This is a genomic window from Oerskovia douganii (genome assembly GCF_015142735.1).
Lineage (GTDB): Bacteria > Actinomycetota > Actinomycetes > Actinomycetales > Cellulomonadaceae > Oerskovia > Oerskovia douganii.
Genome location: NZ_JACSPN010000028.1, coordinates 23107 through 50010 on the forward strand (window position 1 = coordinate 23107; position 26904 = coordinate 50010).

Below are 26904 nucleotides of genomic sequence, written 5' to 3' on the forward strand. Positions count from 1 at the left end.
CAGGAGGGGGCCCACCCTAGAACCCGAGCTTGCGCAGCTGCTTGGGGTCGCGCTGCCAGTCCTTGGCGACCTTGACGTGCAGGTCCAGGTAGACGCGCGCGCCGAGCAGCGCCTCGATGCCCTTGCGGGCCTCGGTCCCGACGTGACGCAGGCGCGACCCGCCACGCCCGATGATGATCGCCTTCTGGCTGTCGCGCTCCACGAAGAGGTTGACCCGGACGTCCAGGAGCGGCGGCCTGCCCGTCTCCGGGTTGCCCGATCCCTCGCGGGGGACGATCTCGTCGACGACCACGGCGAGGCTGTGCGGCAGCTCGTCCCGCACACCCTCGAGCGCCGCCTCACGGACGAGCTCGGCGACCATCACGGCCTCGGGCTCGTCGGTCAGCTCGCCTCCCGGGTACAGCTCGGGGCCGGCGGGCAGGTGCTTGACCAGCACGTCCTCCAGGGTCTCGACCTGGAAGCCGTCCTTGGCGGAGACCGGCACGATGTCCTGCCACTCGCCGAGCTGGTCCACCGCGAGCAGGTGCTTGGTCAGCGTCTCGCGGTCCACCAGGTCCGCCTTGGTGACGACCGCGACGACCGGGGTGGGCCGGCGCCCCTTCATCAGGTCGGCGAGCTGGGCCGCGATGTACTTGTCGCCGGGGCCGACCTTCTGGTCGGCGGGGAGGCAGAACGCGATGACGTCGACCTGCGCGAGGGTCTCACGCACCAGGTCGTTGAGCCGTTCACCGAGGAGCGTGCGCGGACGGTGCAGCCCCGGTGTGTCCACGAGGATCAGCTGGGCGTCCGGGCGGTGCACGATGCCCCGGATCGTGTGGCGCGTCGTCTGCGGTCGCCCGGAGGTGATCGCGACCTTCTGTCCCACCAGGGCGTTCGTGAGCGTGGACTTGCCCGCGTTGGGCCGTCCGACGAAGCACGCGAAGCCGGCCTTGTGCTCTGCTGTGGCGTGGTCGTTCTGGGTCACCGGTGTGCTTCTCTCTCGTTCGACTCGCCCGCTCGACGCGGGCTGTCACTGGTCCGCCCGGCACGCTCCGCGCGCTCGGGGGTCGTCTGTCGGTCTCTGGAGCCGCGGTCGCGCGGCTCGGCGCGCTCGCGCCTGTCGGTCTCGGTACCCGACGGCGCCTCGGGGTGGTCGGGGACCTCGGTGCTCACGGCGCGCACGAGCACGGTCGCGAGCTGCTTGCGTCGCCCCTCGACCCGCTCGCCCGTCATGTGCACGCCCTGGGCCTCGGCCGTCGACCCCGGGAGGGGGACCTTGCCGAGCGCCTTGGAGAGCAGGCCGCCGACCGTGTCCACGTCGTCGTCCTCGATGTCGAGGTCGAAGAGCTCGCCCAGCTCGTCGAGCGGAAGGCGCGCAGGGACCCGGAAGGTCCCGTCGCCCAGGTCCTCGACCTCGGGGCCCGACCGGTCGTGCTCGTCCGTCAGCTCGCCCACGATCTCCTCGAGCGCGTCCTCGATCGTCACGAGCCCCGCGACGCCGCCGTACTCGTCCACGACCATCGCGATGTGCGAGGCGGAGGCCTGCATCTCGCGCAGCAGGTCGTCGACCGGCTTGGACTCGGGCACGAAGATCGCGGGCCGTGCGACGTCGGCGACGCGGCGCGACGCGGCCTCGGGCGAGCCGTGCACGACCTTCACGACGTCCTTGAAGTACACGACGCCCACGAGGTCGTCGACCGACGTCCCCGTCACGGGCAGGCGCGAGAAGCCCGAGCGAAGGAACAGGGCCAGCGCCTTGGACAGCGGCGTCGAGGCGGGGGTCGTGATCATGTCGGTGCGCGGGACCATGACCTCGCGCGTGAGGGTGTCGCCGAGCTCGAAGACGGAGCGGATCATCTCGCGCTCCTCCTCCTCGATGATCTCCGACTCGTTCACCCGGTCGACCATGTCCTGGAGCTCGCGCTCGTGGGGGCCGTCCGCGTCGTCCTTCGCCCCCCTGAACCGCACGAGCCACCCCGTGAGGAGCACCGCGGGAGTCAGGACGCCAGAGAGCGTCAGGAGCACCCGCACGGGATGCTGGCGCCCGAGGGCACGCGGAGCGACCCGCGCGAAGACCAGGGCGACGAGCACGACGAAGAGCAGGGCCCCGAGCAGCGCCTGCCACCAGTCGTCGAGCCACGCCGAGACGAGCAGCGTCACGCAGGCCGCCGCGAGCATCTCGGCGACCACGCGCAGGAACGCGAGAGCCGCCGCGGTGTGCGGCGGGTCCTCGGTCAGCGCCTGGACCCGGCGCACCCGGACCACGCGAGGCGGCAGCGGACCGGCAGGTCCTCCGCCGGAGCCCGACGTCCCGGCCTCTGCCTCGGCGGCCGCCTCGGTGACGGCAGCGCGCGTGACCCGCATGACCGCGGCCTCGCCCGCGCCGAGGGCGCCCGCGAGGATCACGCCCACGACCGCGAGGACGAGCAGCAGCGCGACGGGGACCTCGGTCATCGGCTGGCGAGGAAGGTCAGGAGGAGCTTGCGCTGCAGGGCGAACATCTCCTTCTCCTCCTCGGGCTCCGCGTGGTCGTAGCCCAGCAGGTGGAGGATGCCGTGCGTCGTGAGCAGGAGCATCTCCTCGGTCGTCGAGTGGCCCGCCGTCACGGCCTGCTGCGCGGCGACCTCGGGGCAGAGCACGATGTCTCCGAGCTCGCCCGCGGGCGTCACGTCGCCGTCACGCCCGGGACGGAGCTCGTCCATGGGGAAGGACAGCACGTCCGTGGGCCCGGGCTCGTCCATCCAGCGCACGTGCAGCTCGGACATGACGTCGGACTCGACGAACCGGATGCCGAGCTCGCTCTGCGGGTGCACGTGCATGGCGTCCAGGACGTAGCGCGCGAGGGCGGCGAACTCCGCCTCGTCGACCTCGTAGCCGGACTCGTTGTTGATCTCGACGCTCATCAGCGTGCCCCTTGCTCTCGTTGGTCTCGTTGGTCTCGTGGTCGATCGCGTCGGGGCGCCCCGCCCCTGCCCGCGCCGTGCGCGTGCCCGCCGCCGTCCCGGGCCGGGCGGGCGGTGCTCACGTCCCAGCGCGCGTACGCGTCGATGATGTCGCTCACGAGGCGGTGCCGGACGACGTCGGTCGAGGTCAGGCGGCAGAACTCGACGTCGTCGACCCCGGTCAGGACGTCCTCGATGACCCGCAGCCCGGACGGTGTGCCACCGGGGAGGTCGACCTGCGTGACGTCGCCCGTGATGACCATCTTGGAGCCGAACCCGAGGCGGGTGAGGAACATCTTCATCTGCTCGGTCGAGGTGTTCTGCGCCTCGTCGAGGATGATGAAGGCGTCGTTGAGGGTGCGACCGCGCATGTATGCCAGCGGCGCGACCTCGATCGTCCCGGACTCGATGAGCTTGGGGATCGACTCGGGGTCGATCATGTCGTGCAGCGCGTCGTAGAGCGGGCGCAGGTACGGGTCGATCTTCTCCGAGAGCGAGCCGGGCAGGAACCCGAGCCGCTCCCCCGCCTCGACGGCGGGGCGGGTCAGCACGATGCGGCTGACCTGCTTGGCCTGGAGAGCCTGCACGGCCTTGGCCATGGCGAGGTACGTCTTGCCGGTGCCCGCCGGTCCGATCCCGAACGTCACGGTGCTCGCGTCGATCGCGTCGACGTAACGCTTCTGCCCCACGGTCTTGGGCCGGATGGTCCGGCCCCGGCTCGAGAGGATGTTGAACGTGAGGACCTCGGCCGGCCGGGTCGCGGTCGCCGCGGTCAGCATCGCGACCGAGCGGGTCACGACGTCGGGCGTCAGGCGCGTCCCGGACTCGACGACCTCGACGAGCTCGTCGAGGAGCCGCGAGGCGAGCGCGACGTCGCCCGCGGGGCCGGTCACCGCGAGCTCGTTGCCACGGGCGTGCACGTCGATCGTGGGGAAACCGGCCTCGATCGCACGCAGCACGACGTCGCCGCTGCCGAGCAGGTCCACCATGGGCACGTGGGCCGGGACGACGATGCGGTGCTCGACCCGTGCTCCCGGGTGGTGGGCCGGCGGTTCCAGGCCACCGGTCCCGTCGGCCCGTCCGGTGCGGGCGCGCTCCTGGTCGCGGGAGGGGCCTCCGGAGCCGGGCGTCGCTGGGCCGTTCGGTGGGGGCGGTGTCGAGGATGGCATGAGCCGGCTTGCGCCGAGGCACTCCTTCGGAAGGTCTGTGTGGTTCGTGGTGCGTCCATGATATCGAGCGCGCACCGCCGGGTCAGGGCGAATACCCGCCCCACCCGGCGGCTCGACGGACGGGGCGGGCGGACGGCCCACGGTCAGGCAGGGGTCCAGCCCAGCTCCTTGCCGCCGATGACGTGCCCGTGGACGTGGAAGACGCTCTGCCCGGCGCGCGGCCCGGAGTTGAAGATCAGCCGGAACTGCCCGTCGGCCTGCTCGCTCGCGATCTCGTCGGCCAGCGCCACGACCCCCGCGAGGAGGTCGGGGTCGGCGGCGGCGAGCTGCGCGATGTCCCCGTGGTGCGCGCGCGGGACGACGAGCACGTGGAGCGGCGCCTGCGGGTTGATGTCCTTGAACGCCACGGCCTGGTCCGTGGACGCGACGATCGTCGCCGGGCTGTCCCCGGCGACGATCTTGCAGAACAGGCAGTCCGGGTCGGTCGGGTGAGGGGTGTCGTTGCTGGTCATGACGGCAGGCTACCCCCGCCCCCGGGCCGCGGCCCGGGGTGCGGGCGGGCCGGCCGGGTCAGCGGACGTCACCGTCCCTCGTCCGCCCCGTCCCACCGGCCGAGCCGCTGGACGAGCATCGCGATCGCGACGGGCCCTGCGGTCGAGGTCCGCAGCACGTGCGGCCCGAGGCGGGCGGTGCGCGCCCCGGCCTCGGTGAGCGCCTCGACCTCCCGCTCGGAGATCCCGCCCTCGGGCCCGACGACGACGAGCACCTCGGGCGCATGGCTCGACGCCGCGGCGGGGTCGCCGGGCGAGGGCAGGGGCACCTCGGCGAGGGGGACGAGCGCCTCCTCGTGCAGCACGATCACGGCACCGCCCGCCTCGACGACCTGACGGGTGCGGTCGACGAGCCCCCGGGTGTCGATCGCGAGATCGACGCGTGGCAGCCGTGCGCGACGCGCCTGCTTGGTCGCGGCGCGGACCGTCGCGAGCCAGCGGGCGCGCGACTTCGCCGCACGGTCGCCGCGCCACACGACGATCGACCGCTCGGCCTGCCACGGGACGACGGCGTCGGCGCCGACCTCGGTCGCCGCCTCGATCGCCATCTCGTCCCGGTCGCCCTTGGCGAGCGCCTGGACCAGCGTCACGACGACGTCGGGAGCCGGCTCCTGGACGACCTCGCGGACCCGCAGGCTGACCCCGGGACCTGCGACGGCCTCGATGGTGCACCGCAGGCGCAGCCCCTCGCCGTCCACGACGTCGATGTCCTCACCGACGGCCCGACGCTGGACGACGCCCGCGTGCCGCCCCTCGGCGCCGTCGAGCACGTAGAGCGAGCCCACGGGGAAGCCGGAGAGACCGCCCCCGGCCCCGCCCTCCGACGAGCCGCTCGCCTCGGCGAGGAAGACCGGCGCGCTCACTCAGCGCCCCGACAGCTTGTCGCGCAGGCGGGAGAAGACTCCCGGGTGCGCGGCCGACAGGCGCGGGTCCGGGCGCTCCTCGCCACGAGCCTTCGCGAGGGAGCGCAGCAGCTCCTCCTGCTCCTCGTCGAGGCCCGTGGGGACCTGGACCTCGACGTGCACGTTGAGGTCTCCGCGACCGCCGGTGTGCAGGTGGCCGACACCCAGGTTCTTGAGCGTGACGATCTGACCGGGCTGCGTGCCGGGGCGCAGGTCGATCTCCTGCGGACCGTCGAGGGTCTCGAGCTCGAGGACCGTCCCGAGGGCCGCAGCGGTCATGGGCACCTGGAGCGTGCAGTGCAGGTCGTCGCCGCGACGCACGAAGATCTCGTGGTTGCGCTCGCGGATCTCGACGTACAGGTCGCCAGCGGGGCCGCCCGCGGGGCCGACCTCGCCCTGCGAGGTGAGCTTGATCCGGGTGCCCGTGTCCACGCCCGCGGGGACGTTGACCGTCAGGGTGCGGCGGCTGCGCACGCGCCCCTCGCCCGCGCACTCGGCGCAGGGCTCGGGGATGACCGTGCCGAAGCCCTGGCAGGCGGCGCAGGGGGCCGTCGTCATGACCTGCCCGAGGAAGGAGCGGGCCACGCGCTGGACCGTGCCGCGACCGTTGCACACGTCACAGGTGCGGGGCGACGTGCCGGGACGGCAGCACGAGCCCGAGCAGGTGCCGCAGATCACTGCCGTGTCGACCTGGAGCTCGCGTCGAGCGCCGAACGTGGCCTCGGAGAGGTCGATGTCGAGCCGCACCAGGGCGTCCTGGCCGCGGCGCGCGCGCGGGATGGGTCCCGACTGCGCCTGGCCACCGCCGAAGAAGGTCTCGAAGATGTCCTGGAAGCCGAAGCCGCCACCCATGCCGCCGCCCGCGGCCGACGGGTCGGAGCCCATGTCGTACTGCTGACGCTTGTCCGGGCTGGACAGCACCTCGTAGGCGCGGGACACGTCCTTGAACTTGTCCTCCGCGGCCTCGCCCGCGACGTCAGGGTGCAGCTCACGGGCCAGCTTGCGGTAGGCCTTCTTGATCTGGTCCTGGCTCGCGTCCCGGGGCACGCCCAGGATCTCGTAGTAGTCGCTCACAGGTCACTCTCTACTAGCGCACGCCGATCCTGGATCGGCGACTTCCGACAACACCGTGCGGCGGTGACCGGGGTCCGAGGACCCGGCACAGCGACCGCCGGCGCAAGAACCGTGCTCATGAGGTCAGGACGCGCGACAGGTATCGCGCGACCGCGCGGACCGAGGCGATCGTCCCGGGGTAGTCCATGCGGGTCGGCCCGATCGAGCCGATCAGCGCGACCGAGTCACCCTCGTTACCGTATCCGCTCGTCACGACCGACGTTTCCGCGAGCCCCTCGAGCTGCGTCTCGTGACCGATCCGCACGCTCACCCCCGACTCCGCGGCCATCTCGGTCAACAACCCGAGGAGCACGACTTGTTCCTCGAGCGCCTCGAGGACCGGGCGCAGGGCGTGCTCGAACCGCATCCCGACGCGGGCGAGGTTCGCGGTGCCCGCGAGCACGATGCGCTCCTCCGACTCCTCCGCGAGCGTCTCCTCGACGAGCTGTGCGAGCGACCGGGCGAGGTCCTGGTGCTCCGGACGGACCGTCTCCGCGATCTCGGCGAAGCCCTTGCCGAGCTCCGCGAGCCGCTTGCCCGCAGCGACGGCGTTGAGCCGCGAGCGCAACTCGGCCAGCGTGGCGTCGTCCGGCGCGGCCGCGACCTCCAGGGTGCGCTGCTCGACCCGACCCGTGTCCGTGATGATGACGACGAGCAGGCGACGGTCACCGACCGGCACGAGCTCGAGGTGCCGCAGGCCCGAGCGCCGCAGCGAGGGGTACTGGACCACGGCCACCTGGCCCGTGAGCTGCGCGAGGAGGCGCCCGGCGCGCGTCACGACGTCGTCGAGGTCGACGGCCTCCGACAGGAAGGTCTCGATCGCCCGACGTTCCGGGGGCGACAGCGGCTTGACCGTGGAGAGCTTGTCGACGAACAGGCGGTAGCCCTTGTCCGTGGGGATGCGCCCGGCCGAGGTGTGGGGCTGGGCGATGTACCCCTCCTCCTCGAGGGCAGCCATGTCGTTGCGGATCGTGGCCGGGGACACGCCCAGGCGGTGCCGCTCGGCCAGGACCCGCGAACCCACCGGTTCCCTGGTGAGGACGTAGTCCTCGACGATCGCGCGCAGCACATCGAGCCGTCGTTCCTCGCTCATGACCACCTCCTGCCGATCGTCGCGTGTCTCGCACTCTCCACCGTCGAGTGCTAATTCTACGCGGTCGAGCGAGAGGTTCGGGGCGGCCTCCACAGGCTCCTCACGGGGTCTGCGGAAGCGCCTCGGGCGGCGGCGCGGACGCGACCCGACGACCTGACGACCGACGCACGACAGGGAGCGGCGCGTGGCTCGACCGAGTCCGTCGGCGCGTGGGGATGCACCGGCAGTCGAACACCGGCCCCACGCGGTCAGTCGTAGTAGTGAACGCTCTTGCGGATGTGCTCGGCGAAGTTGTAGATCTCCTCCGGCGTCTCGATCGCGTGGCGCGTCTCGTTCTTCTCCTCGTCGAACAGCCCGACGTACTTCTGGCCCGTGTTGAAATGGAGGCGAGCCAGGGGCTTGCGGTTGTTGTCGTCCAGGAGAACACCCATGTAGCTCTTCGTGTCACGATGCACGATCCTGCTCGGCGGCACCTCGCTGCACGCGATGGCCCGAATGATCTGGAATCCCTCCAGCTCCTCAAAGGTCGTCACGATCCCGCGATCTGCCTCTTCGACGGCCTCGGCGACGCTCTCGCGCGCAGCCGACTCTCCTGTCAACGGTGCTGTGGGCTCGCCATATCCTTGACCGCCGAGCGCGGCCTTGAGCCGGTCGTTCACCTGGTCGGCGAGGAACTGCTTCATCGCCTTCGCGACCAGGGTGCGGAACTGCTCGCGCACCTTTTGCGTGATCGGGCCTTCGTAGACCCGAGCCGTGAGCGCCTTGACCCACTCCGCGTCAGGTTCCCGGAACTGCAGAGCGAGCACGCGCTTGAGCGCTCCGATGTACTTGAGCTCCTCGGCCGCACTGACCACCGAGTCGAGGTCGAACGAGTCCTTCGTCAGCTTCTGGATCTCCGGAACGAGCGAGTCGTCGAGGTCGGACAGGTCCAGCTGCAGAAAAGGCTTGTCGTCCATCCGGTTGGGACGGTCGAGGTCTGTGAAGAAGTGGTACTGCTCACCGTTCGTCAGGACCGCGATGCGTGCGTTCGTGGTGGCGAAGTACCGGAAGAGCTGCGACGCGTGATTGATGCCGAGCGGAGCGCCGACCGTCTTGGCCTCGATGAGAATCTGCACCTCACCGTCCTTGACGATCGCGTAGTCGATCTTCTCGCCCTTCTTGGTCCCGACGTCGGCCGTGAACTCCGGGACGACCTCGTTCGGGTTGAACACGTCGTACCCCAGGACCAGCGAGATGAACGGCATGACGAAGGCGTTCTTCGTGGCTTCCTCGGTCTGGATCGAGGCCTTCTGCTGACGCACCTTCGTTGCCAGCGAGGCAAGCCGCTCCGCGATGTCCATCGGAATCCCCCATCTCGACGTCGTGACTGGTGGCCGCAGCCTAGCGGGGACCGTTTGCACCGCACGTCGTTGCGTCGACAATTCACCCACGCCACTTTCACGAATGTTCTCGACCCGCACCCGGACAGTGCGCACGGACGCCCCGCATCTCCCCCATGGATGCAGCGCGGAGGTGACCCGACCGCGCAGGCGCATGCTCCGCCGTCGGGCCTGTCGTTCGTCCGTCGCGGCAGGCGCCGACGCTCCTCAGAGCGTCGAGGAGACCTCGCCGTGCGACCGCGCCCGCAGGTCCACGAGCGCGACCACGAGCGACACGGACACGAGACCGACCGTGATGAGCATCGCGGTGCTCGCCGCGACCGCCCCGGTCGAGCCGCCCGCCTTGAGCGCGTAGTAGGTCGAGAGCACGACGGCGATCCCCATGGCCGAGCCCACGCGCTGACCGAGCTGGAGCATGCTGCCCGCGACCCCGGCGAGGTCGAGCGGCACGCGCGCGAGGGTCAGCGTCTGGTTCGGGGAGATGACGGTCCCGCTGCCGATGCCGGTGATCATCATGGTCAGGGCGATGCCCCACCCCGCGGGGGCCCGCGCGTCGCCCGAGGCGCGGATCGCGAGGATCACGCCGCCCAGGCCCAGGAGCACCACGACCAGGCCCGTGACCACGAGCGGCCTCCCCCACCGTGCGACGCCGCGCCCCGCGAGCCAGGACGCGACGCCCGACGCGATCGCGAACGGCATGCCGATGAGCCCCGCGTGCAGAGGCGTGAACTGCAGGTCGTTCTGGAGGTACAGGGTCGCGACCAGGAAGATCCCCGTGAAGCCCGCGAAGTACGTGATGCCGAGCAGGGTGCCGTTGCGGAACGACGTGAGCGACAGGACCCGGGGGTCCAGGACCGAGGCGCCCGTGGTGCGCTGGTAGCGCCGCTCCCAGAGGATCGTCGCGCCGATCGCGAGGACGCCGAGCGCGAGCCACCACCACCGCGTCGGGTCGTCGCCCTGGCCGGACGTCGTGACGAACGGGAGCATGACCGCGACCGTCGCGACCGCGATGAGGACCAGCCCGACGGGGTCGAGGCGGCGCGGCCCCGGCCTGCGCACGCTCGCCGGCAGGAAGCGGAGCGCGAGCGGCAGCACGACCGCGATGATCGGCACGTTGATCCCGAAGATCCAGCGCCACCCGTTCTCCTCGCCCGCGGCCTGGATGATGAGGCCGCCCAGGAGCGGCCCCAGGGCCGTCGAGACGCCGATCGTCGCACCGAACATGCCGAACGCCTTGCCGCGCTCGTACCCCGAGAACATCTGCTGGATGAGCCCGATGACCTGCGGGTTGAGCAGGCCGGCGCTCAGCCCCTGCAGGAGCCGGGCGATCGCGAGCCACTCGTCCGACGGCGCCAGGCCCGCCGCGAGGCTCGTGAGCGCGAAGCCGACGAGACCGACGATGAACAGCGTGCGGCGCCCGCCCGCGTCCCCCAGGCGCCCGGCCGGCACGAGCGCGAGCCCGAACGCCAGGGTGTAGCCCGCGACGATGAGCTGCAGCGCGGTGGGCCCGGCGTCGAGCGCCTTCTCGATCGACGGGAGCGCGACGTTGACGATCGACACGTCGAGCATGGTGATGAACCCGACCGCGAGGCACAGCCCCAGGACGCGCCACCGCTGGGCGTCCGGTGCGGCCTGTCCGGTCGAAGTGCTCACCGGCCAGTCGTATCACGGCGGGTGCGGGGGCACCCGGCGAGGGCGCCGGGAGGCGTCGCGTCGCCCGACCGATCCGCTCCCCACCCGGTGTCTCGCCGCGCGCCCCTCCCGGGCGCAGGCGCCCCCAGCGCCTAGGGTGACGTCGGTGAGCTTCGATCGCTACGGTTCCGACGTCCTGTCCAGCGCGACCCCCGCCCCGGTCCCCCACCGTCGGCGCCCGGTCTCCCGCCCCCAGCCCGCCGAGCGCGGCCTCGTCGTCGAGGACGTCGAGACCGGCTGGGTCGGTGCCGTGGTCCGCGTCGAGAAGTCCGGCGGCATGCACGTCGTCGTCCTCGAGGACCGTGCACGGCGCACGCGCACCTTCCCGCTCGGCCCGGGCTTCTGGGTCGACGGCGAGCCCGTCGAGCTGACCGCCCCGGTGACCTCGACGGCCCCCGTCGCCCCGACGCGCACCGCGTCGGGCTCGCGCGCGGTCGCGAACGTCCGGGCGCGCGTCGCGCGCAGCAGCCGCATCTGGGTCGAGGGCAAGCACGACGCCGAGCTCGTGGAGAAGGTCTGGGGCGACGACCTGCGCATCGAGGGGGTCGTGGTCGAGCTCCTCGACGGCGTCGACAACCTCGCGGAGGCCCTCAAGGACTTCAGCCCGACGGCGGAGCGCAAGGTGGGCGTGCTCGTCGACCACCTGGTCCCCGGCAGCAAGGAGACGCGCCTCGTCGCGGAAGCGCTCAAGGGCGTGCGGCCCGGCACGGTCATGGTCCTGGGGCACCCGTACGTCGACGTGTGGCAGGCGGTGCGCCCCGAGCGCATCGGCCTCGACGCCTGGCCCGTGATCGAGCGCGGCACCGAGTGGAAGCGCGGGATCCTGCGCGAGCTCGGGTGGCCCGCGGCCGAGCAGGCAGACGTCGCCCGCGGCTGGCAGCGCATCCTCGGGACCGTGCGCACCTACGCCGACCTGGAGCCCTCGCTCCTGGGGCGTGTCGAGGAGCTCATCGACTTCGTGACCGCGGACTGAGCCCGGACGCCGCGCGGGGCGCACCGGGCGTCCCGGTGCGCCCCTCGCGGCGTGCGACGGGGCCCTACTTCACGATCTTCACGTCGACCGGGTACGAGGTCTCGCGACCGTTGTTGAACGCCTGGAAGTTGAGGATCCCGAACACGAGGGACGTGACCCACACCCCGAAGACCACGAGCCCTTCGAGGAAGCCGGGCAGCACGATGTTCGCGGCGATCAGGACGATCGTCACGAGGATCTGGAAGTTGAGCGCCTTCTTGGCCTCGGCCTCCACGACGTGGCTGCGCTCACGCAGGACGAGCCAGATCGCGAGCGGCGCGAGGAACCCGAGGATGCCACCCAGGAGGTGCGACAGCCCGGCCCACGTCCTGGTGTCGGCGGGCGAGAGCGGCCTGGCCGACGCCGGCTGGTAGCCCGGGGGCGGGTACTGGCCCTCGTAGCCCGGCTGCCCGGCGGGCGGCCCGTACGGCTGCTGGGGTCCGGCCCCGCCAGGATGCCCGGGCTGTCCCGGCGCGCCGTTCTGCCCCGCCGGCGGGACGTACTGCCCGTAGTCAGGGACCTGGTCGGAAGGGTTCTGGCTGCTCATCGGGGCCTCTCTGGGAACGGACCGGACCGCGACGGGCGGACCGAACCGCTCACGCTAGTGGGTACGGTGCGCCGGGGGCCAGCGGTTCCGCGCTGCGACGGCGCGCTCCCCTGGGGGCTGCTCCGGCTCCCCGGGACGTCGCGACCGGTGCAGGCCCGCGACGACGGGCCGCGCCCTCCCGTCCGGGGAGGGGCGCGGCCCGTCGCGCGTGCTCGGTCGAAGGGTCAGACGGGCTGCTCGCCCACCAACCGCCGGTAGGCGTAGGCGACGGCGATGTAGGACAGCGGGATCGTGACCAGCAGGCCGACGAAGCACACCAGCAATCCCACGATGTTGATCCCGAACAGCGCGAGGAGCAGCAGGAAGACCGACCCGAAGTTCTTGGCGACGAGCGACCAGCTGGACTTGATCGCGGTGATCGCGTCCTGCTCCTTGTCGAGCGTGAAGTAGTAGACGAAGGCCGAGAAGATCGCGACCGCGATCCCGGGCAGGATGCACAGGAAGAAGCCGATGATCGTCATGACCGCGACGAGGAACGCCGCCAGCAGGACGTTGCCCACGTTGGCGATCCGGAAGAACGCCGAGACGTCGGGCTTGCGCCCCTGGGTCTCGTCGAGGGCTCCCCGCGAGTAGAAGGCGGCGATCAGATAGCTGATGATCACGCCCACGATCGTGAGCAGGATGCTGACGAAGCTCAGCCCGAGGGCCTCGGCCATGCTCGTGTCCGACCATCCGTCGGTGCGGTAGTCCGTGAAGCGGTCGAACCCGCCCGAGATCCAGTTGAACAGCGCATTGATCACCAGGAAGATCAGCGCGGCGAGGATCCAGGGCCACGGGTTGGCCCAGAACTTCCTCCACCCGAACGCGATCGCGTCACCGACCTGGAACGGGGCCGCCCCGGCGTAGGCGGGCTGTCCGGGCGGCGGGTAGGCGGCACCCGACGGCGGGTAGCCACCGGGCGGCGGGTAGCCACCGGGCGGCGGGTAGGGCGGTTGCTGCCCGCCCGCAGGAGCGCCGTAGGTGGGCGCGCCCGGGGGCGGCGTCGGGGCGCCGTAAGGGGGCGCGGCCGGCGGGCCGGGCTGGGCGGGCGGCGGCTGGGCGGGCTGGGCCGGCGGTTGCTGCGGTGGCTGAGCAGGCTGGGCCGGCGGTTGCTGAGCAGGCTGGGCCGGCGGTTGCTGGGCCGGCGGCTGCTGCGGTGGCTGCGCGCCGGGGTCCGGCGAGCTCGCGTACGGGTTCTGAGGCGTCGGCTCGTTCTCTTCCGGCGGCGGCCCGCCTGCGGTGCTGTCGCTCATCTGGAATCCCCCGGGTCGTCGGGTGCGGCGTGCCGCACTGTGGACGCGCTGTGACGATGGAACATTTCACCTGCCGCTTCCAACGATGGGGCTGCCGAGCGATTTCCGCCACACGAGCAACGGGTCGGTGGGCCGGCGTGGAGCGCGCCGCCAGGTGCCTCCTCGCGCGTCGCCGTCGGGCTAGGGAGCGCCGAGCCCAGCGGCCCGGGCGAGACCGTCGACGACGACCTGCGCGTAGAGCGACGTGCCCTCCCCGGTGGGGTGCACGCCGTCGGGCCCGAGGAGGGTCGGCTGGGCCGAGATCGCGGCGCTCCAGTCGGCGACCACGACGTTCGGGGCGCGCTGGGCGGCACTCACCATCTCGGCGTTGGTCGCGGGCACCCAGGACCGGTCGGCGTAGCCCGTCACGAGCACGACCGTGTGGTCGGGCCCGACGGCCGCGAGGACCTGGTCCATGGTCGAGGAGTTGACCGTGCTGTTCGTGCCGAGCGAGAGCACGACGTAGGGCCGCAGGTTCCCGGCCGCGCGGACGGCGTCGACGATCCCCACCGCATCCTTCATCTGCCGGGCCACGGCGCCGTCGATCAAGGCACCCGGGAGAGCCGCCGCGAGGGCGGGGGCGCTCGCGAGGGTGACGGAGTCGCCGACGATCGTCACCTGGTCGCCGGTCGGGGGCACCGGTGCGACGACCGGACCGGGCACGGCGGGGGCTGCCGGCGTGGGCGCCGCGTCGGGGACCGGGGCCGGCGGGGTGGCGCCGCCCGGCTGCTGGGTCGTCGCCGCGACCTCCTGCCCTGCGCGGATCTGCGCCTCGACCGAGGAGGTCGCCGGAGCGCGCACGACCCCGGAGACGGCGAGCCCCACCACCGCCACGGCGCCTGCGACCGTGACCCACCCGTGCACGGGCAGGGGGCTGCGACCGGTCCGCCCTCGTCGGGCCCACGCCGCGACCGTGCGCGCATAGCCGACGAAGCCTCGCCCCAGGACGGGACGCTCGACGAAGCGGTACGACAGCGCGGCGACGCAGAACGTCACGAGGGTCGCGGAGATCGCCACCCACGGGCCGGGGCTCGCGTACAGCCCACCGCCCCCGGCGAGCGCCGCCGCCAGGACGAAGACCGGCCAGTGCCACAGGTAGAGGCCGTAGGAGCGGGCGCCGACCCACCCGAAGGGACCGCGGTCGAGCACGCTGCCGAGCCGCGGCGCGTGCAGGACCAGGTTGATGACGCCGGCGGTCGCGAGCGAGACGAGGACGAGTCCCCCGCGGTACGTCACGTCGTCGTCCCACGGCATCCGGAGCATCGCGACCAGGAGCACCGCGGCACCGAGGATCCCGGCCCCCACGACGAGCCGGGCACCCACGGCCGTCGTCGTCCGCGGCGTGTCCCGCACGAGCGTCGCCTGCCCCGGACGCTGGTGCCAGAAGGCCAGGGCGGCACCGATCATGAGTCCGAACAGGTGCGTGTCGGTGCCGTAGTAGACCCGGGTGGGGTCCGTGCCCGGCGCGTGGACCAGGGCCATCGCGACCGCGGACGCGACCGCGAGCGCTCCAGCCAGCAGCAGCGCGCGCCGGCGGGTGATCCTCAGCGCGAGCGCCGCGAGGACCGCGAGCGGCCACACGAGGTAGAACTGCTCCTCGACCGCGAGGGACCACAGGTTCGCGAAGATCTGTGGCGCGAGCCCCCCGGAGTAGGTGCTGCCGTCGGCGATGTAGACCCAGTTGCTCGTGAACGTGGCGGCACCGGCGACCTGTGCCCCGATCCCCACGAGGTGGTCTCCCCCGACGAGCGCGGCCGCGGCCGTGCAGGTCACGACGACGAGGCCGAGCGCGGGCAGGAGCCTGCGCGCCCGTCGCACCCAGAACCGCACCAGCGACACGGTGCGCCTCGCCCGGTACTCACGGACCAGGAGCGTCGTGATCAGGAACCCCGACAGCACGAAGAAGACGTCGACACCCACGAACCCACCGGGCAGCAGCCGGGGCGCGAAGTGGAAGATCATGACCGAGAGCACCGCGAGGGCCCGCAGGCCGTCCAGGCCCGCGATCCGCCGGTAGCGGACCGTGGGGCGCACCGGTCGTGAGGGGCGTGACGGCGCGCCCTCGGGGACGCGCGGGCGAGGGGCCGACGGCCTGGCGAGCGGACCGTGCGGGGCCCCGCCGGTCAGGCCGGCAGGTTGCAGTCGTCGCCACACGTCGACCTGCTCGGTCGACGTCCTGGCCGCTCCGACCTGCGTCGGAACCGACTGTCCCACCATCACCCGTCCGTCAGCTCCCTCACCACCGTGTCTGCCAGCAACCGTCCCCGCAGGGTCAGGACCCCGCGGCCCCGGATGGCCGCCCTGCCGTCGAGAAGGCCCGCCGCGACCATGCCGGCCACGTTGCGGCGACCCACCTCGGAAAGGACGCTCAGGTCCAGTCCTTCGCGTAGCCGCACCCCGAGCATGACGCGCTCGAGGTGGGCCTCGGCGGGCGTGAGGAGCTCTCGACCTGCCGCCGGGCTCTTGCCCGCCTCGAGCAGCGCCGCGTAGCGCCGCGGGTGCTTGACGTTCCACCATCGCACGCCTTCGCGGCCGCCCGGTGCAGGCGCCGCCGGGTCGTCGGAGGCGCCCTGCGGTCCGTCGGGGCGGTCGCTGGACACGTGCGCCTGGTCTGTACGGCTCGCGGCACCACCGATGTACGAGTGCGCGCCGGGGCCGATCCCCCACCAGTCCTCGCCGCGCCAGTACGCCAGGTTGTGGCGACACGTGAAGGCGGGATCCGGTCCAGCCGCTGCGCCGTCCCCCGTGGCTCGTCGCGCCCAGTTGCTCACCTCGTACCACTCGAGCCCGGCGGCGGTCAGCAGCTCGTCCGCGAGCTCGTACTTCTCCGCCTGGTCGTCCTCGCTCGGCAGCGAGAGGTCCCCCCGGCGGACCTGCGCGGCCATCTTGGTCCCCTGCTCGACCACGAGCGCGTACGCCGACACGTGGTCGACGCCCGTGGCGAGCGCGGCCTCGACGCTCGTCCGCCAGTCGTCGAGGCTCTCGCCCGGGGTCCCGTAGATCAGGTCGAGCGAGACCGCGAGCCCCGCCTCGCGCGCCCAGCGCACCACGTCGGGGATGCGTCGCGGGTCGTGCGTGCGCTCGAGCGTCGCGAGCACGCGCGGCACGGCCGACTGCATCCCGAACGACACCCGGGTGAAGCCCGCCTCCGCGAGCTGCGCGAGCGACTCCGGGGTCACCGAGTCCGGGTTCGCCTCGGTCGTGACCTCGGCGCCGGGGGCCAGGCCCCACGCGGCCCGCACGCCCGCGAGCATGCGCCCCAGGTCCCCGGCGGGCAGGAGCGTCGGCGTGCCACCCCCCACGAACACGGTCGACACCGGGCGCGAGGCCAGGCCCGCACGCTCCATGACGCCCGCCGCGAGCTCGATCTCCCGCAGCGCGGTGTCGGCGTAGGACGCCTGGCTCGCGCCACCGCCCAGCTCGGACGCCGTGTACGTGTTGAAGTCGCAGTACCCGCAACGGACGGTGCAGAACGGCACGTGCAGGTAGACGCCGAAGTCACGACCCGCGTGGTCGTCCGACCCCGCCCCCTCGGGACCGGCACCCACCCATGCGGGGAGAGCGCCGTCGTCGGGCACGGGGATCCCGTCCGGGAGGGCCGGGCTCATGCCCGCACCCCCGACGACGCGGAGCGCGCGGCCCCCAGCACCTCGAGGACCACGCGCTCACGAGAAGAGCAGCACATCACTTCTTGGACTTGTCCTTCGCGTCCTTGCCGCCGCTGCCCGCACCGTCGGAGGACAGCGCCGCGATGAACGCGTCCTTGGGGACCTCGACCGTACCGATCGTCTTCATGCGCTTCTTGCCCTCCTTCTGCTTCTCGAGCAGCTTGCGCTTGCGGCTGATGTCGCCGCCGTAGCACTTGGCGAGCACGTCCTTGCGGATCGCGCGGATGGTCTCGCGCGCGATCACGCGCGCGCCCACGGCCGCCTGGATGGGGACCTCGAACTGCTGGCGCGGGATGAGCTCCTTGAGCTTGGCCGTCATCATGACGCCGTACGCGTACGCCTTGTCCTTGTGCACGATCGCGCTGAACGCGTCCACGTGCTCACCCTGCAGCAGGATGTCGACCTTCACCAGGTCCGCGGCCTGCTCGCCCGAGGGCTCGTAGTCGAGCGACGCGTACCCGCGCGTCCGGGACTTGAGCTGGTCGAAGAAGTCGAACACGATCTCCGCGAGCGGCAGGGTGTACCGCAGCTCGACCCGCTCCTGCGACAGGTGGTCCATGCCGCCGAGCACGCCGCGCTTGCCCTGGCACAGCTCCATGACCGCGCCGATGAACTCGGTCGGGCACAGGATCGTGGCCTTGACGATGGGCTCGCGGATCTCGCCGATCTTGCCCCCCGGGAACTCGCTCGGGTTCGTCACCGTCACGACCGAGCGGTCCTCGAGGGTCACCTCGTAGACCACGTTCGGGGCGGTCGAGATGAGGTCGAGGTCGAACTCGCGCTCGAGGCGCTCGCGCACGATCTCCAGGTGCAGCAGGCCCAGGAAGCCCACGCGGAAGCCGAAGCCCAGCGCGACCGAGGTCTCGGGCTCGTAGTTGAGCGCCGCGTCGTTGAGCTTGAGCTTGTCGAGCGCGTCGCGCAGGACGGGGTAGTCCGAGCCGTCGACCGGGTACAGGCCCGAGAACACCATGGGCTTGGGGTCGCTGTAGCCACCGAGAGCCTCGGTCGCCGGCTTGGCCGCGTTGGTGACCGTGTCACCGACCTTGGACTGGCGCACGTCCTTGACGCCCGTGATGAGGTAGCCCACCTCGCCCACGCCGAGACCCTTGGTGGGGTGCGGCTCCGGGGCGCTCACGCCGATCTCGAGGAGCTCGTGCGTCGCCTTGGTCGACATCATCACGATCTTCTCGCGCGGGTTCAGGTTCCCGTCGACCACGCGCACGTAGGTCACGACGCCGCGGTAGGTGTCGTACACCGAGTCGAAGATCATGGCGCGCGCCGGGGCGTCCGCGTCGCCCTGCGGGGCCGGGACCTCCTCGACGATGCGGTCGAGCAGCTCGGTGACCCCCATGCCGGTCTTGCCGGAGACCTTCAGGACCGTCGACGGGTCGACGCCCACGAGGCCCGCGATCTCCTCGGCGTACTTCTCCGGCTGAGCGGCCGGCAGGTCGATCTTGTTGAGCACGGGGATGATCGCGAGGTCGTTCTCCATCGCGAGGTACAGGTTCGCGAGGGTCTGCGCCTCGATGCCCTGAGCGGCGTCCACGAGCAGCACGGCGCCCTCGCACGCGGCGAGCGAGCGCGAGACCTCGTACGTGAAGTCGACGTGCCCGGGCGTGTCGATCATGTTCAGGGCGTAGGGCACGAGCGGCGCGGACGTGTCGTCGGGGTCGCCCCCCTCCCGCACCGCCCACGGCATGCGCACGGCCTGCGACTTGATCGTGATGCCGCGCTCGCGCTCGATGTCCATGCGGTCGAGGTACTGCGCGCGCATGGCGCGAGCGTCGACGACGCCGGTCAGCTGCAGCATGCGGTCGGCCAGCGTGGACTTGCCGTGGTCGATGTGCGCGATGATGCAGAAGTTGCGCAGCAGCTCGGGTGGCGTCGCCGCGGGCTGGATGCGGGTGCTCAGCTGGGCGCTGGGGATCGGGGACAACGGGGGTGCGCTCCTGTGGTGGGTCAAGACGGGGCGGCGGACGGCGCCCGCCCCTGCGGATCGGTGCTCGACGACGGAGCGTGAGCCGCCAGGACGTGCCCGGCAGGTCGCTGGTCGCCGCGCGCAGGGTCGGACAGCAACCACCATTGTCCCACGACCCCGCACGCGCGGGGCTCACGCGCCGCCGCCGTGGACGCCCCACGGACGCGACCCTGCCCTCCGCCGCGTCCCGGTAGATTGCGGGCGTGGCTCAGAACAAGTGGATCTCCCTGCTCACGGACGCGGCCCGCGCGATCCTCGGCGCGCTCGGCGGGTCGTCCCGCCCGGGCGGCGCGTCGGGAGGCGGCTCGGGCGCGTCCCGCAAGCCCTCCGGCCCGACGGCGTCGCACACCCCGCGCGGGGTGGCGCCACGCCCGCAGACGGGCGCCCCGGCGTCGGGCACGCGTGCGCCGAAGCCCGGACCGCAGGCCAGGCCGGTCGCCCGAGCAGACCAGGCCGCGGGCACCTCGACTGCGCGCGGGGCGCAGGCCGGCACCTACCCGGGCGACTTCACCGGTCGCGTGCGGGCCGAGTACTCGCCGCAGCTCGACGGCGACCCGGACCCCGGCGAGATCGTGTGGACCTGGGTGCCCTACGAGGAGGACTTCTCCCAGGGCAAGGACCGGCCCGTGCTGCTCGTCGGGCGCGACGGCGGCTGGTTGCTCGCGATCATGCTCTCGAGCAAGGACCACTCGCGCAAGGCTGCCGACGAGGCGCGCTGGGGGCGGCGCTGGCTCGACATCGGCTCCGGGCCCTGGGACGCGCGCGGCCGGGACAGCGAGGTCCGCCTCGACCGCGTCATCCGCGTCGACCCCGGTGCGGTGCGCCGCGAGGGCGCCGTCATGGACCGGTCGACGTTCGAGACGATCATCCGCGAGATGGGCGAGGTCTGAGGATTCTGGCTGTTCGCACGGTCGGCTGGTAGTGTTGGTGGTCGCGTGTCCGCCCAGGTCGGCGGGCACAGTTCCAGCTCCTCTCCAAGGGTTCCCCACCCCCAGTCCCGGAGCTGGAATCGCCCTCTACGACCTATTCGATCGCTTCGGCGAACACACCAGAAAGTCCACACGTGGCAAACATCAAGTCTCAGATCAAGCGCATCAAGACGAACGAGAAGGCTCGTCTGCGCAACAAGGCCGTCAAGTCGGAGCTCCGGACGAACGTTCGCCGCGTTCGCGAGGCCGTCGCCGCCGGTGACAAGGAGGCCGCTGCCAGCGCCCTCGTCATCGCGTCGAAGAAGCTCGACAAGGCAGTCTCCAAGGGTGTCATCCACGAGAACCAGGCTGCTAACCGCAAGTCGGCACTCGCGAAGGCAGTCAACGCTCTCTGAGCCTGACGCTCCCTTCCACGCGTGAGCTTGTGCGCCCCTGATCCACCTCGGGCAGCACGGTGAACGTCGAGAGGCGCTGCTCCCTCCACGGGGCAGCGCCTCTCGTGCGTCCGGGGGCAGGCGGCGCGTGGGCGTGCAGGGGGCGCAGGCCGGCGCCCGGCGGGTGCGTCAGCGACCCGAGCCGTGCGCCCCGGCGATCGTCAGCACCGCGCGCTCGACCGCGAACACGGGGTCGCGCCCGCCGCCCTTGACCTCGGCGTCCGCCTGGGCGACCGCCGTGATCGCGGCGGCGAGGCCCTCGGGCGTCCAGCTCGACAGGTCCTTCTTGGCGCGGTCGATCTGCCACGGCGCGAGCCCCAGGTCCTTGGCCGAGACGCCGCCACGGCCGCGCATCGCCGCGACCTTCGCGAGCGTGCGCAGCTTGATCGCGAGCACCGCGACGAGCGGCACGGGATCCACCCCGGTCGACAGCGCGTGCCGCAGCAGGGACACCGCCTCGCCTGCCCTGCCGGCCACGGCCGCGTCGGCGACGCGGAAGCCTGTCGCCTCGACCCGGCCGCCGTAGTACCGGTCGACCGTCGCGGCGTCGATGGTTCCCGTGGTGTCCGCGACGAGCTGGGCGCACGCGCTCGCGAGCTCCCGCAGGTCGTTGCCCAGGGCCTCGACGAGCGCCTTGACGGCTCCGGCGTCCGCGCGCCGACCGGCGGCCCTGAACTCGGCCGCGACGAACGAGAGCTTGTCGGCGTCCTTCTTGATCGCCTCGCAGGCCACCACCGGCGCACCGCTCGCCCTGATCGCATCGAGCATCTTCTTGCCCCGGACCCCGCCGCCGTGCACGATCACGACGGTCGTCTCCGGGTCCGGCGAGGCGACGTAGTCCACGACGTCCGGGATGAGTGCGTCCGCCGCGGCCTCCGCACCCCGCACGACCACGAACTTGGGCTCGCCGAACAGCGACGGGCTGGCGGCGACCGTCAGCATGCCGGACTCGTACGTCACGGCCTCGATCTCCGACTTCTCGGCCTCCGGGTCCCGGGCCCGCGCCAGCTCCAGCAGGGAGTCCACCGCACGCTCGGCGAGGAGGCCCTCCGGGCCCTGGACCAGCACCACGGGCGCGAGCTCGACAGCGTTCCAGGCGAGCGTCGCGGACGGGCGGGCGGAGGAACGGGAAGGAGCGGGAGCCATGGGCACAACGATCCCACGGGCCACCCACCGAGAGCACACCCTTGGAGGGCCGTGGTCGCGTCGTCGGTGCCCACCGGTCGGAGCCGCCCGGCCCCGCTCGGCGGTCCACGACACCTCCTCGTCCTCACCCCTGCGCGCAGCCCGCGACCGCGAGCTCCCCCGCACGCTCCACGAGCGCGAACGTGCCGCACCGGTCGGTACGCAGGATCGCCGCCCCTGCTCCCCTGTAGAGGTCGAGCGCCTCGTCGGTCGGGTGACCGTAGGTGTTCTCGCCCGAGCTCACGATCGCGACCGCGGGACTGAGCGTCGCGGCGAGGCCTGGCGACTGGACGCGCGACCCGTGGTGGGCCACCTTGACGACGTCGACCGCGGCACCGCCCGCGCGGGCCCGCAGCGTCCGGTCCAGCGACTCCTGGCCCGGCAGCTCGAGGTCGCCGAGCGCCACGAGCGAGAGCGCAGGGGTGGTCACGAGCAGGGTCACGCTCGCGTCGTTGGCCCCACCGTCGGCCTCGGCCACCGTGAGCCGCCCGTCCGTGCCCCGTGTCGCGCGGTCCCCCTCCCCTGCCTGCAGCACCTCCCACGAGACGTCGCCGAGCACTCCGCCGACCCCGGCGGCCGCTACCTCCACCGGGATGCCGCGGTCGGCGAGGTCGCTGAGCACCCAACCGGCCTGCTCGGCCGGGTCCCCGAGCCCGGTCACGAGCGCCCGGTCCACCTCGCGGCCGTCGAGCACGGCGGCGAGCCCGCCGACGTGGTCGGCGTGGAAGTGTGTCAGCACGAGCAGGTCGAGCCGTTCGATCCCCAGCTCGTCGAGGCAGGTCCCGGCGGCGTCCCCCGCAGGCCCGACGTCGATCGCGAGCCCGCGGCCGTCGCCCGTGCGGACCACGAGCCCGTCCCCCTGCCCGACGTCGCACGCCGCCACGACCCAGTCCGCGGGGACGTCGCGACCGACGGGCGCGATCCAGCGCGGCCAGGCGAGCAGCACGCAGCAGGCCGCGACGCCGGCGGCCACCGCCCAGGCAGCGACGAGGCGCATGGTCGCGCGGCGCCGTCGGGCAGCGAACGCCTCCCGGAGACCCGCCCGCACCGCCGTCCGCCAGGTGTGCGGCCACCCGCTCCCCCGGCTCCACGCGACCCGCCACCCCACCAGCCCCGCGACCCACCGCCACCGCCAGACCAGGACGAGCGCGACGAGGGTCACGAGCGCGAGGGCCACGGCACCGCCCGGACCACCGGGCCACGGCACCCGCGCCCCGGGCAGGCCCGCGAAGGACCGCGCCACGGCCGCGATCCACCATGCCGCGAGGCCCGCGGGCCACGCGAGCACCGTCGCGCCGCCGGGGAACCACGGCGCGACCAGGGTCGCGAGGACCCCGAGAACCGTCGCCGGGAAGAGCGCGGGGGCCGCGACGAGGTTGGCCGGCACGGCGTACGTCGCGACCGACGGGTCGAGCAGGACCAGGACCGGCGCGCACGCGAGCTGGGCCGTGAGCGGCACCGCGAGCGCGAACGCGGGCACCTTGCCGATCCACGGCGCGAGCCGCCGCGCCACGGGCTGCGTGCCCACGACCAGCGCCGCGGTCGCGACGCTCGACAGGACGAACCCGTACGAGCGCGCGAGCCACGGGTCCAGGACGAGCAGCACCACGACGACGGCCGCGAGCGCCGGGAGCGCGCGCGAGGGCCTGCCCAGCCCGATCCCGACGAGCCCGACCACCCCCATCGCGGCGGCGCGCAGCACGCTCGGGTCGGGGTGGACGAGCAGCACGAACCCCGCCATGACGGTGCCCGTCACGGCCAGGCGCACACCGCGGGGCGCGCGGGCCACCGCGCACAGCGCCGTCACGGTCGCGACGACGATCGCGAAGTGCCCGCCCGAGACCGCGGTCACGTGCGTGAGACCCGTGGTCCTGAGGGCTGCGTCAAGCTCGTCGTCGATGCGCGACGTGTCGCCCACGGCGACGCCCGGGAGCAGCGCACGGGCATCCGTGGGCAGTCCCTCGGAGACCGTGAGCAGGTCGGCCCGCAACGCGTTGACGGCGCGCAGCGGCGTCACGGGTGGGGCCGTCACGAGCGGTGGCCCGGTCGCGACGAGTGTCGCGGTGGCCTTGTCCCCGGCGTCGGCAGGCGCGAGCGTGCCCGACGCGCGGACCTCGCTGCCGTAGGCGACGTCGCCCCACGTCAGGTCGGCGAGGACGTCGAGATGCCCTCCGGCGGGGGCGGCGGCGCCGCGGCCCTGGACGGCGCTCAGCGTCAGGGTCGTCCGGACGGTGTCCACCGCGCCGGACCACGGGTTCGCCACCGTGACAGATTCCGCGACGACCTTCCCGACGACCTCGACCGCCGCGCCCCGGGCAGCGAGGACAGCGGCACCGCCCGCGTCCCGCGCGACCAGGTGGACCGACCCTGCGGCCAGGACCGCGAGCACGCATCCCGTGACGAGAACGCACTGGCCGAGCCACGCACGCCCCGCCGCGCGGCGCGAGGACCGGCGCGTGCTGTGGTGCGAGGACCGGCGCGTGCGGGAGGTGACGAGCAGCCACGACCCGGCGTACACCAGCACCCCGGCGACGAGCACCGTCCCCGCCAGGGCGGCCCGTGCATCCGCTGCCGTGAGCCACCACGCGGTGCCCCAGGACGCGAGCGCCGCAGGCACGAGCCGGAGGTCGGTCGCGGTGGTCCGTGGAGGACGGGCCGGGGCGAGGGGATGCCGGGACCCGTCGAGCGGACCGCGGGCGGCCCCGGGCGAGGGCTGCCCCGGGGAAGCCGCCACGTCCCGCCGCACGTCAGACCCGCACCTGGTCGCGCAGCCTCGCGAGCAGCGCGTCCCCGATCCCGCTCACCTCCCCGAGCTCCTCGACGGTCGTGAACGGGCCGTTCGCCTCGCGCCACTCGACGATGCGGGCCGCGAGCACGGGCCCGATCCCGGACAGGGCGTCGAGCGCGGCCTCGTCGGCCGCGTTGAGGTCCACGGGTCCGGTCGACGCCTCGTTGCCGCCGGAGGCGGGTCCCGGGGCCGCGGCCACGACCTCCCCCGGCCTCGGGACGACGATCTGCTCGCCGTCGACGACCTCCCGTGCCAGGTTGACCCCGGCGAGGTCGGCGTCCGGCGTGGCGTCTCCTGCCGCGGTCAGGGCGTCGGCGACGCGCGATCCCTCGGGCACCGTCACGAGCCCGGGGGCGGCCACGGCCCCCACGACGTGCACGACGACGTCGCTCACCACGGACGCTGCGTCGCCGTCCCCGGGGCCGGCCCCGGGCGCGCCCTCGTGCCCCGCCCCGGGCACGTCGGTCGGGGGTGCGTCGGGGTCAGCACCGCCCGGCGGCGTCCCCCCGCCCGGGGTGGCGACGGGTCGCGCACCCGCCTCGCCGAGCACCGCCACGGGGCGCAGGTCATCACCGTCGGCCAGCGCCCACGCCCCCACGCCGACCGCGAGCAGCAGCACCGCGACCGCGGCGACCACCGCCGACCGCGCACCGACGGACCACCGGCGAGGCCCGCCGTCGGGCACGTGCTCGAATCCCGCGTGCGAGGTCGGGTGACCGTTCGCGGCCGTGTACGCCTCGGCGACCGCGTGCAGCGGGCCGCGCGCGACCTGGGGATCCTCCGGCGGTTCGGCCTCGCCGTCGTGGCCCCAGCCCGGCCCGGGACGCGGGGCCCTCGGGTCGGCGTCAGGGTGCCCCGGGACGTCGCCCCGCCGGGACGCCACGCCCTCCGCGCCCGGCCACCGGGTCACCGTCTCGCCCTCGGGCGGAACGGCGCCGTGCTGACCGCCCGGGTCGGGAGACGGGGCCGGGGGCGAGGCCACGGTGCGCAGCCGCCGCAGCCGGTCCCCGCCGGTGTCGACCGGCCAGGCGCCCTGCCGGTCACCGGGACCCGGTCGGTCGTCGTCGGCGGTCGGGGGGAGCGTCCGGGAGAAGGTCACGCGGGCACGCTAGGCGCCCTGCCAGCACCCCGGGTGCGCTCACGGGCCCTGCTGTGGACCGGAACGACGGGCGGCGGCCTGTGCACGGCCAGGATCCCGGGGACGGCCTACGGCGCGCGGTCCGCCACGACGATCGCGAGCACGCCGGGCCCCGCGTGCGCCCCGACGACCGCGCTCACGGGCGTGACCGCGGCCCGCACACCGGTCGTGTCCCACAGCCTGTCGGCGACCTCGGTCGCCGCGGCGTCGTCCCCCAGGAAGTGCACCGCGAGCTCGGGCTCTGCCCGCCGCCCGACCGAGTCGACCGCGACGTGGATCAGCCGGTCGACGGCCGCGGACCGCGTCCGCACCTTCTGGATCACCTCGATGCGGCCGTCCCGCACCGCGAGCAGCGGGCGCACCCCGAGCACCGTCCCCAACGTCGCGGCCGCGACCCCCAGACGTCCACCGCGGCGCAGGTGGTCGAGCGAGTCGACCATGAAGATCGCGCGGCTCGAGTCCGCGACCGCGAGCGCCCGGCGCGCGACCTCGTCGAGCGTGGCCCCCGCCGCGGCGGCGTCGGCCGCCGCCAGCGCCGCGAAGCCCAGCCCCATGGCCACTGTCCGCGAGTCCACGACCCGCACCGGCACCGGGGAACGCGTCGCCGCGAGCGCGGCCGCGTGCACCGTGCCCGACAGGTCGCCCGACAGGTGGATCGAGACGATCGACCGGGCCCCCGCACGGGCCGCGGCCTCGTACGCCGAGACCAGGGCGTGCGGCGTCGGCTGGGAGGTCGTCACGCGCTCCCCTGCGCCGATCCGGTGCGCGACGTCGTCGGGCGAGATCTCGACGCCCTCGAAGAACGCCTCCTCGCCGACCAGCACGTGCAGGGGCACCACGGACAGGGCCGGGTGGTCACCGGAGGGGAGGGAGGCGGTCGAGTCCGTGACGACGTGGACTGCCGGGGGCTTCGCAGGACTCATCTCCGGGACACCTTACGTGGCGTGCGCGGGCCGTCGCATCCTGCGCCGCGCGCGCACCGGGGTGCCGCCCTAGGTGTACTGACCAGGACCGTTGTTGACGTGAAGAGAGACCTCCGTGTCGAGTGGGAGCTGTCTAGGAACCCGGCTCTGA

Annotated in this window: 22 protein-coding genes; 3 read left to right on the forward strand and 19 right to left on the reverse strand. The window is 73.2% G+C overall.

The window, feature by feature from the left end; translation table 11 throughout:
• Positions 1 to 16: 16 nt before the first annotated feature.
• The 10 genes from era to H9623_RS16735 form a co-directional block, all read right to left on the reverse strand.
• The gene (era, locus tag H9623_RS16690; protein ID WP_193721144.1) at positions 17 to 964 is read right to left on the reverse strand and encodes a GTPase Era; all 948 of its coding nucleotides are present in this window, start codon (positions 962 to 964) and stop codon (positions 17 to 19) included.
• Positions 961 to 2433, reverse strand: a complete 1473-nt coding sequence (locus H9623_RS16695) for a hemolysin family protein (protein ID WP_193721145.1) — start codon at positions 2431 to 2433, stop codon at positions 961 to 963. The genes era and H9623_RS16695 overlap by 4 nt, the downstream gene beginning before the upstream one ends.
• Positions 2430 to 2882 (reverse strand): rRNA maturation RNase YbeY, encoded by a 453-nt coding sequence (ybeY, locus tag H9623_RS16700; RefSeq protein WP_193721146.1) that lies wholly within the window; start codon positions 2880 to 2882, stop codon positions 2430 to 2432. The genes H9623_RS16695 and ybeY overlap by 4 nt, the downstream gene beginning before the upstream one ends.
• Positions 2882 to 3910, reverse strand: coding sequence for a PhoH family protein (locus tag H9623_RS16705; RefSeq protein WP_193721166.1), 1029 nt, complete (start codon positions 3908 to 3910; stop codon positions 2882 to 2884). The genes ybeY and H9623_RS16705 overlap by 1 nt, the downstream gene beginning before the upstream one ends.
• Before the next feature lie 323 nt (positions 3911 to 4233).
• Positions 4234 to 4602, reverse strand: a complete 369-nt coding sequence (locus H9623_RS16710; RefSeq protein WP_193721147.1) for an HIT domain-containing protein — start codon at positions 4600 to 4602, stop codon at positions 4234 to 4236.
• Positions 4603 to 4670: 68 nt separating this feature from the next.
• Positions 4671 to 5504, reverse strand: coding sequence for a 16S rRNA (uracil(1498)-N(3))-methyltransferase (locus tag H9623_RS16715; protein ID WP_193721148.1), 834 nt, complete (start codon positions 5502 to 5504; stop codon positions 4671 to 4673).
• Positions 5505 to 6617: a molecular chaperone DnaJ gene (gene dnaJ / locus H9623_RS16720; protein WP_193721149.1), complete on the reverse strand. Its 1113-nt coding sequence runs from the start codon at positions 6615 to 6617 to the stop codon at positions 5505 to 5507.
• A 115-nt stretch (positions 6618 to 6732) separates the two neighbouring features.
• A complete protein-coding gene (gene hrcA / locus H9623_RS16725) occupies positions 6733 to 7749 on the reverse strand; it encodes a heat-inducible transcriptional repressor HrcA (protein WP_193721150.1) in 1017 nt (338 codons plus the stop codon).
• 248 nt (positions 7750 to 7997) lie between these two features.
• Positions 7998 to 9089 carry a type I restriction endonuclease gene (locus H9623_RS16730; RefSeq protein ID WP_193721151.1) on the reverse strand — a complete coding sequence of 364 codons (1092 nt, stop codon included), beginning with the start codon at positions 9087 to 9089 and terminating at the stop codon, positions 7998 to 8000.
• A gap of 246 nt (positions 9090 to 9335) precedes the next feature.
• On the reverse strand, positions 9336 to 10781 hold the full coding sequence (locus H9623_RS16735) for an MFS transporter (RefSeq protein WP_193721152.1): 1446 nt from the start codon (positions 10779 to 10781) through the stop codon (positions 9336 to 9338).
• 145 nt (positions 10782 to 10926) lie between these two features.
• Here H9623_RS16735 and H9623_RS16740 point away from each other — a divergent pair, with 145 nt between their 5' ends.
• The gene (locus H9623_RS16740) at positions 10927 to 11793 is read left to right on the forward strand and encodes a DUF3097 domain-containing protein (protein ID WP_193721153.1); all 867 of its coding nucleotides are present in this window, start codon (positions 10927 to 10929) and stop codon (positions 11791 to 11793) included.
• Between the two features lie 64 nt (positions 11794 to 11857).
• Here H9623_RS16740 and H9623_RS16745 read toward each other — a convergent pair whose 3' ends face one another.
• The 5 genes from H9623_RS16745 to lepA form a co-directional block, all read right to left on the reverse strand.
• Positions 11858 to 12379 (reverse strand): DUF4870 domain-containing protein, encoded by a 522-nt coding sequence (locus H9623_RS16745; protein ID WP_193721154.1) that lies wholly within the window; start codon positions 12377 to 12379, stop codon positions 11858 to 11860.
• Positions 12380 to 12603: 224 nt separating this feature from the next.
• A complete protein-coding gene (locus H9623_RS16750; RefSeq protein WP_193721155.1) occupies positions 12604 to 13671 on the reverse strand; it encodes a DUF2189 domain-containing protein in 1068 nt (355 codons plus the stop codon).
• A gap of 180 nt (positions 13672 to 13851) precedes the next feature.
• Positions 13852 to 15927 (reverse strand): acyltransferase family protein, encoded by a 2076-nt coding sequence (locus tag H9623_RS16755; protein ID WP_193721156.1) that lies wholly within the window; start codon positions 15925 to 15927, stop codon positions 13852 to 13854.
• Positions 15927 to 17318, reverse strand: coding sequence for a radical SAM family heme chaperone HemW (gene hemW, locus H9623_RS16760; protein ID WP_193721157.1), 1392 nt, complete (start codon positions 17316 to 17318; stop codon positions 15927 to 15929). The genes H9623_RS16755 and hemW overlap by 1 nt, the downstream gene beginning before the upstream one ends.
• A gap of 76 nt (positions 17319 to 17394) precedes the next feature.
• Positions 17395 to 19314 (reverse strand): translation elongation factor 4, encoded by a 1920-nt coding sequence (lepA, locus tag H9623_RS16765; RefSeq protein ID WP_193721158.1) that lies wholly within the window; start codon positions 19312 to 19314, stop codon positions 17395 to 17397.
• Between the two features lie 245 nt (positions 19315 to 19559).
• Here lepA and H9623_RS16770 point away from each other — a divergent pair, with 245 nt between their 5' ends.
• Together H9623_RS16770 and rpsT are read left to right on the forward strand one after the other, a co-directional pair.
• Positions 19560 to 20246, forward strand: a complete 687-nt coding sequence (locus H9623_RS16770) for a type II toxin-antitoxin system PemK/MazF family toxin (protein ID WP_193721159.1) — start codon at positions 19560 to 19562, stop codon at positions 20244 to 20246.
• A 173-nt stretch (positions 20247 to 20419) separates the two neighbouring features.
• Positions 20420 to 20680 carry a 30S ribosomal protein S20 gene (gene rpsT, locus H9623_RS16775; RefSeq protein WP_193721160.1) on the forward strand — a complete coding sequence of 87 codons (261 nt, stop codon included), beginning with the start codon at positions 20420 to 20422 and terminating at the stop codon, positions 20678 to 20680.
• Between the two features lie 168 nt (positions 20681 to 20848).
• Here rpsT and holA read toward each other — a convergent pair whose 3' ends face one another.
• From holA to H9623_RS16795, 4 genes are all read right to left on the reverse strand, one after another.
• Positions 20849 to 21865 (reverse strand): DNA polymerase III subunit delta, encoded by a 1017-nt coding sequence (holA, locus tag H9623_RS16780; protein ID WP_193721161.1) that lies wholly within the window; start codon positions 21863 to 21865, stop codon positions 20849 to 20851.
• A gap of 124 nt (positions 21866 to 21989) precedes the next feature.
• On the reverse strand, positions 21990 to 24521 hold the full coding sequence (locus H9623_RS16785; protein WP_321575500.1) for a ComEC/Rec2 family competence protein: 2532 nt from the start codon (positions 24519 to 24521) through the stop codon (positions 21990 to 21992).
• A gap of 130 nt (positions 24522 to 24651) precedes the next feature.
• Complete coding sequence (locus tag H9623_RS20100) at positions 24652 to 25791, reverse strand: helix-hairpin-helix domain-containing protein (RefSeq protein ID WP_321575501.1); 1140 nt, start codon at positions 25789 to 25791, stop codon at positions 24652 to 24654.
• Positions 25792 to 25898: 107 nt separating this feature from the next.
• The gene (locus H9623_RS16795; RefSeq protein WP_193721163.1) at positions 25899 to 26753 is read right to left on the reverse strand and encodes a DegV family protein; all 855 of its coding nucleotides are present in this window, start codon (positions 26751 to 26753) and stop codon (positions 25899 to 25901) included.
• Positions 26754 to 26904 lie beyond the last annotated feature (151 nt).

Excerpts from the sequence above, each read along its gene's own strand:
- hrcA (WP_193721150.1), bottom strand. The coding sequence starts at position 7,749 with ATGAGCGAGGAACGACGGCTCGATGTGCTGCGCGCGATCGTCGAGGAC.
- H9623_RS16750 (WP_193721155.1), bottom strand. The coding sequence starts at position 13,671 with ATGAGCGACAGCACCGCAGGCGGGCCGCCGCCGGAAGAGAACGAGCCG.
- H9623_RS16795 (WP_193721163.1), bottom strand. The coding sequence starts at position 26,753 with ATGAGTCCTGCGAAGCCCCCGGCAGTCCACGTCGTCACGGACTCGACC.
- H9623_RS16710 (WP_193721147.1), bottom strand. The coding sequence starts at position 4,602 with ATGACCAGCAACGACACCCCTCACCCGACCGACCCGGACTGCCTGTTC.
- holA (WP_193721161.1), bottom strand. The coding sequence starts at position 21,865 with ATGGCTCCCGCTCCTTCCCGTTCCTCCGCCCGCCCGTCCGCGACGCTC.
- ybeY (WP_193721146.1), bottom strand. The coding sequence starts at position 2,882 with ATGAGCGTCGAGATCAACAACGAGTCCGGCTACGAGGTCGACGAGGCG.
- H9623_RS16695 (WP_193721145.1), bottom strand. The coding sequence starts at position 2,433 with ATGACCGAGGTCCCCGTCGCGCTGCTGCTCGTCCTCGCGGTCGTGGGC.
- H9623_RS16745 (WP_193721154.1), bottom strand. The coding sequence starts at position 12,379 with ATGAGCAGCCAGAACCCTTCCGACCAGGTCCCTGACTACGGGCAGTAC.
- H9623_RS16705 (WP_193721166.1), bottom strand. The coding sequence starts at position 3,910 with ATGGTGGACCTGCTCGGCAGCGGCGACGTCGTGCTGCGTGCGATCGAG.
- H9623_RS16730 (WP_193721151.1), bottom strand. The coding sequence starts at position 9,089 with ATGGACATCGCGGAGCGGCTTGCCTCGCTGGCAACGAAGGTGCGTCAG.
- hemW (WP_193721157.1), bottom strand. The coding sequence starts at position 17,318 with ATGAGCCCGGCCCTCCCGGACGGGATCCCCGTGCCCGACGACGGCGCT.
- H9623_RS16755 (WP_193721156.1), bottom strand. The coding sequence starts at position 15,927 with ATGGTGGGACAGTCGGTTCCGACGCAGGTCGGAGCGGCCAGGACGTCG.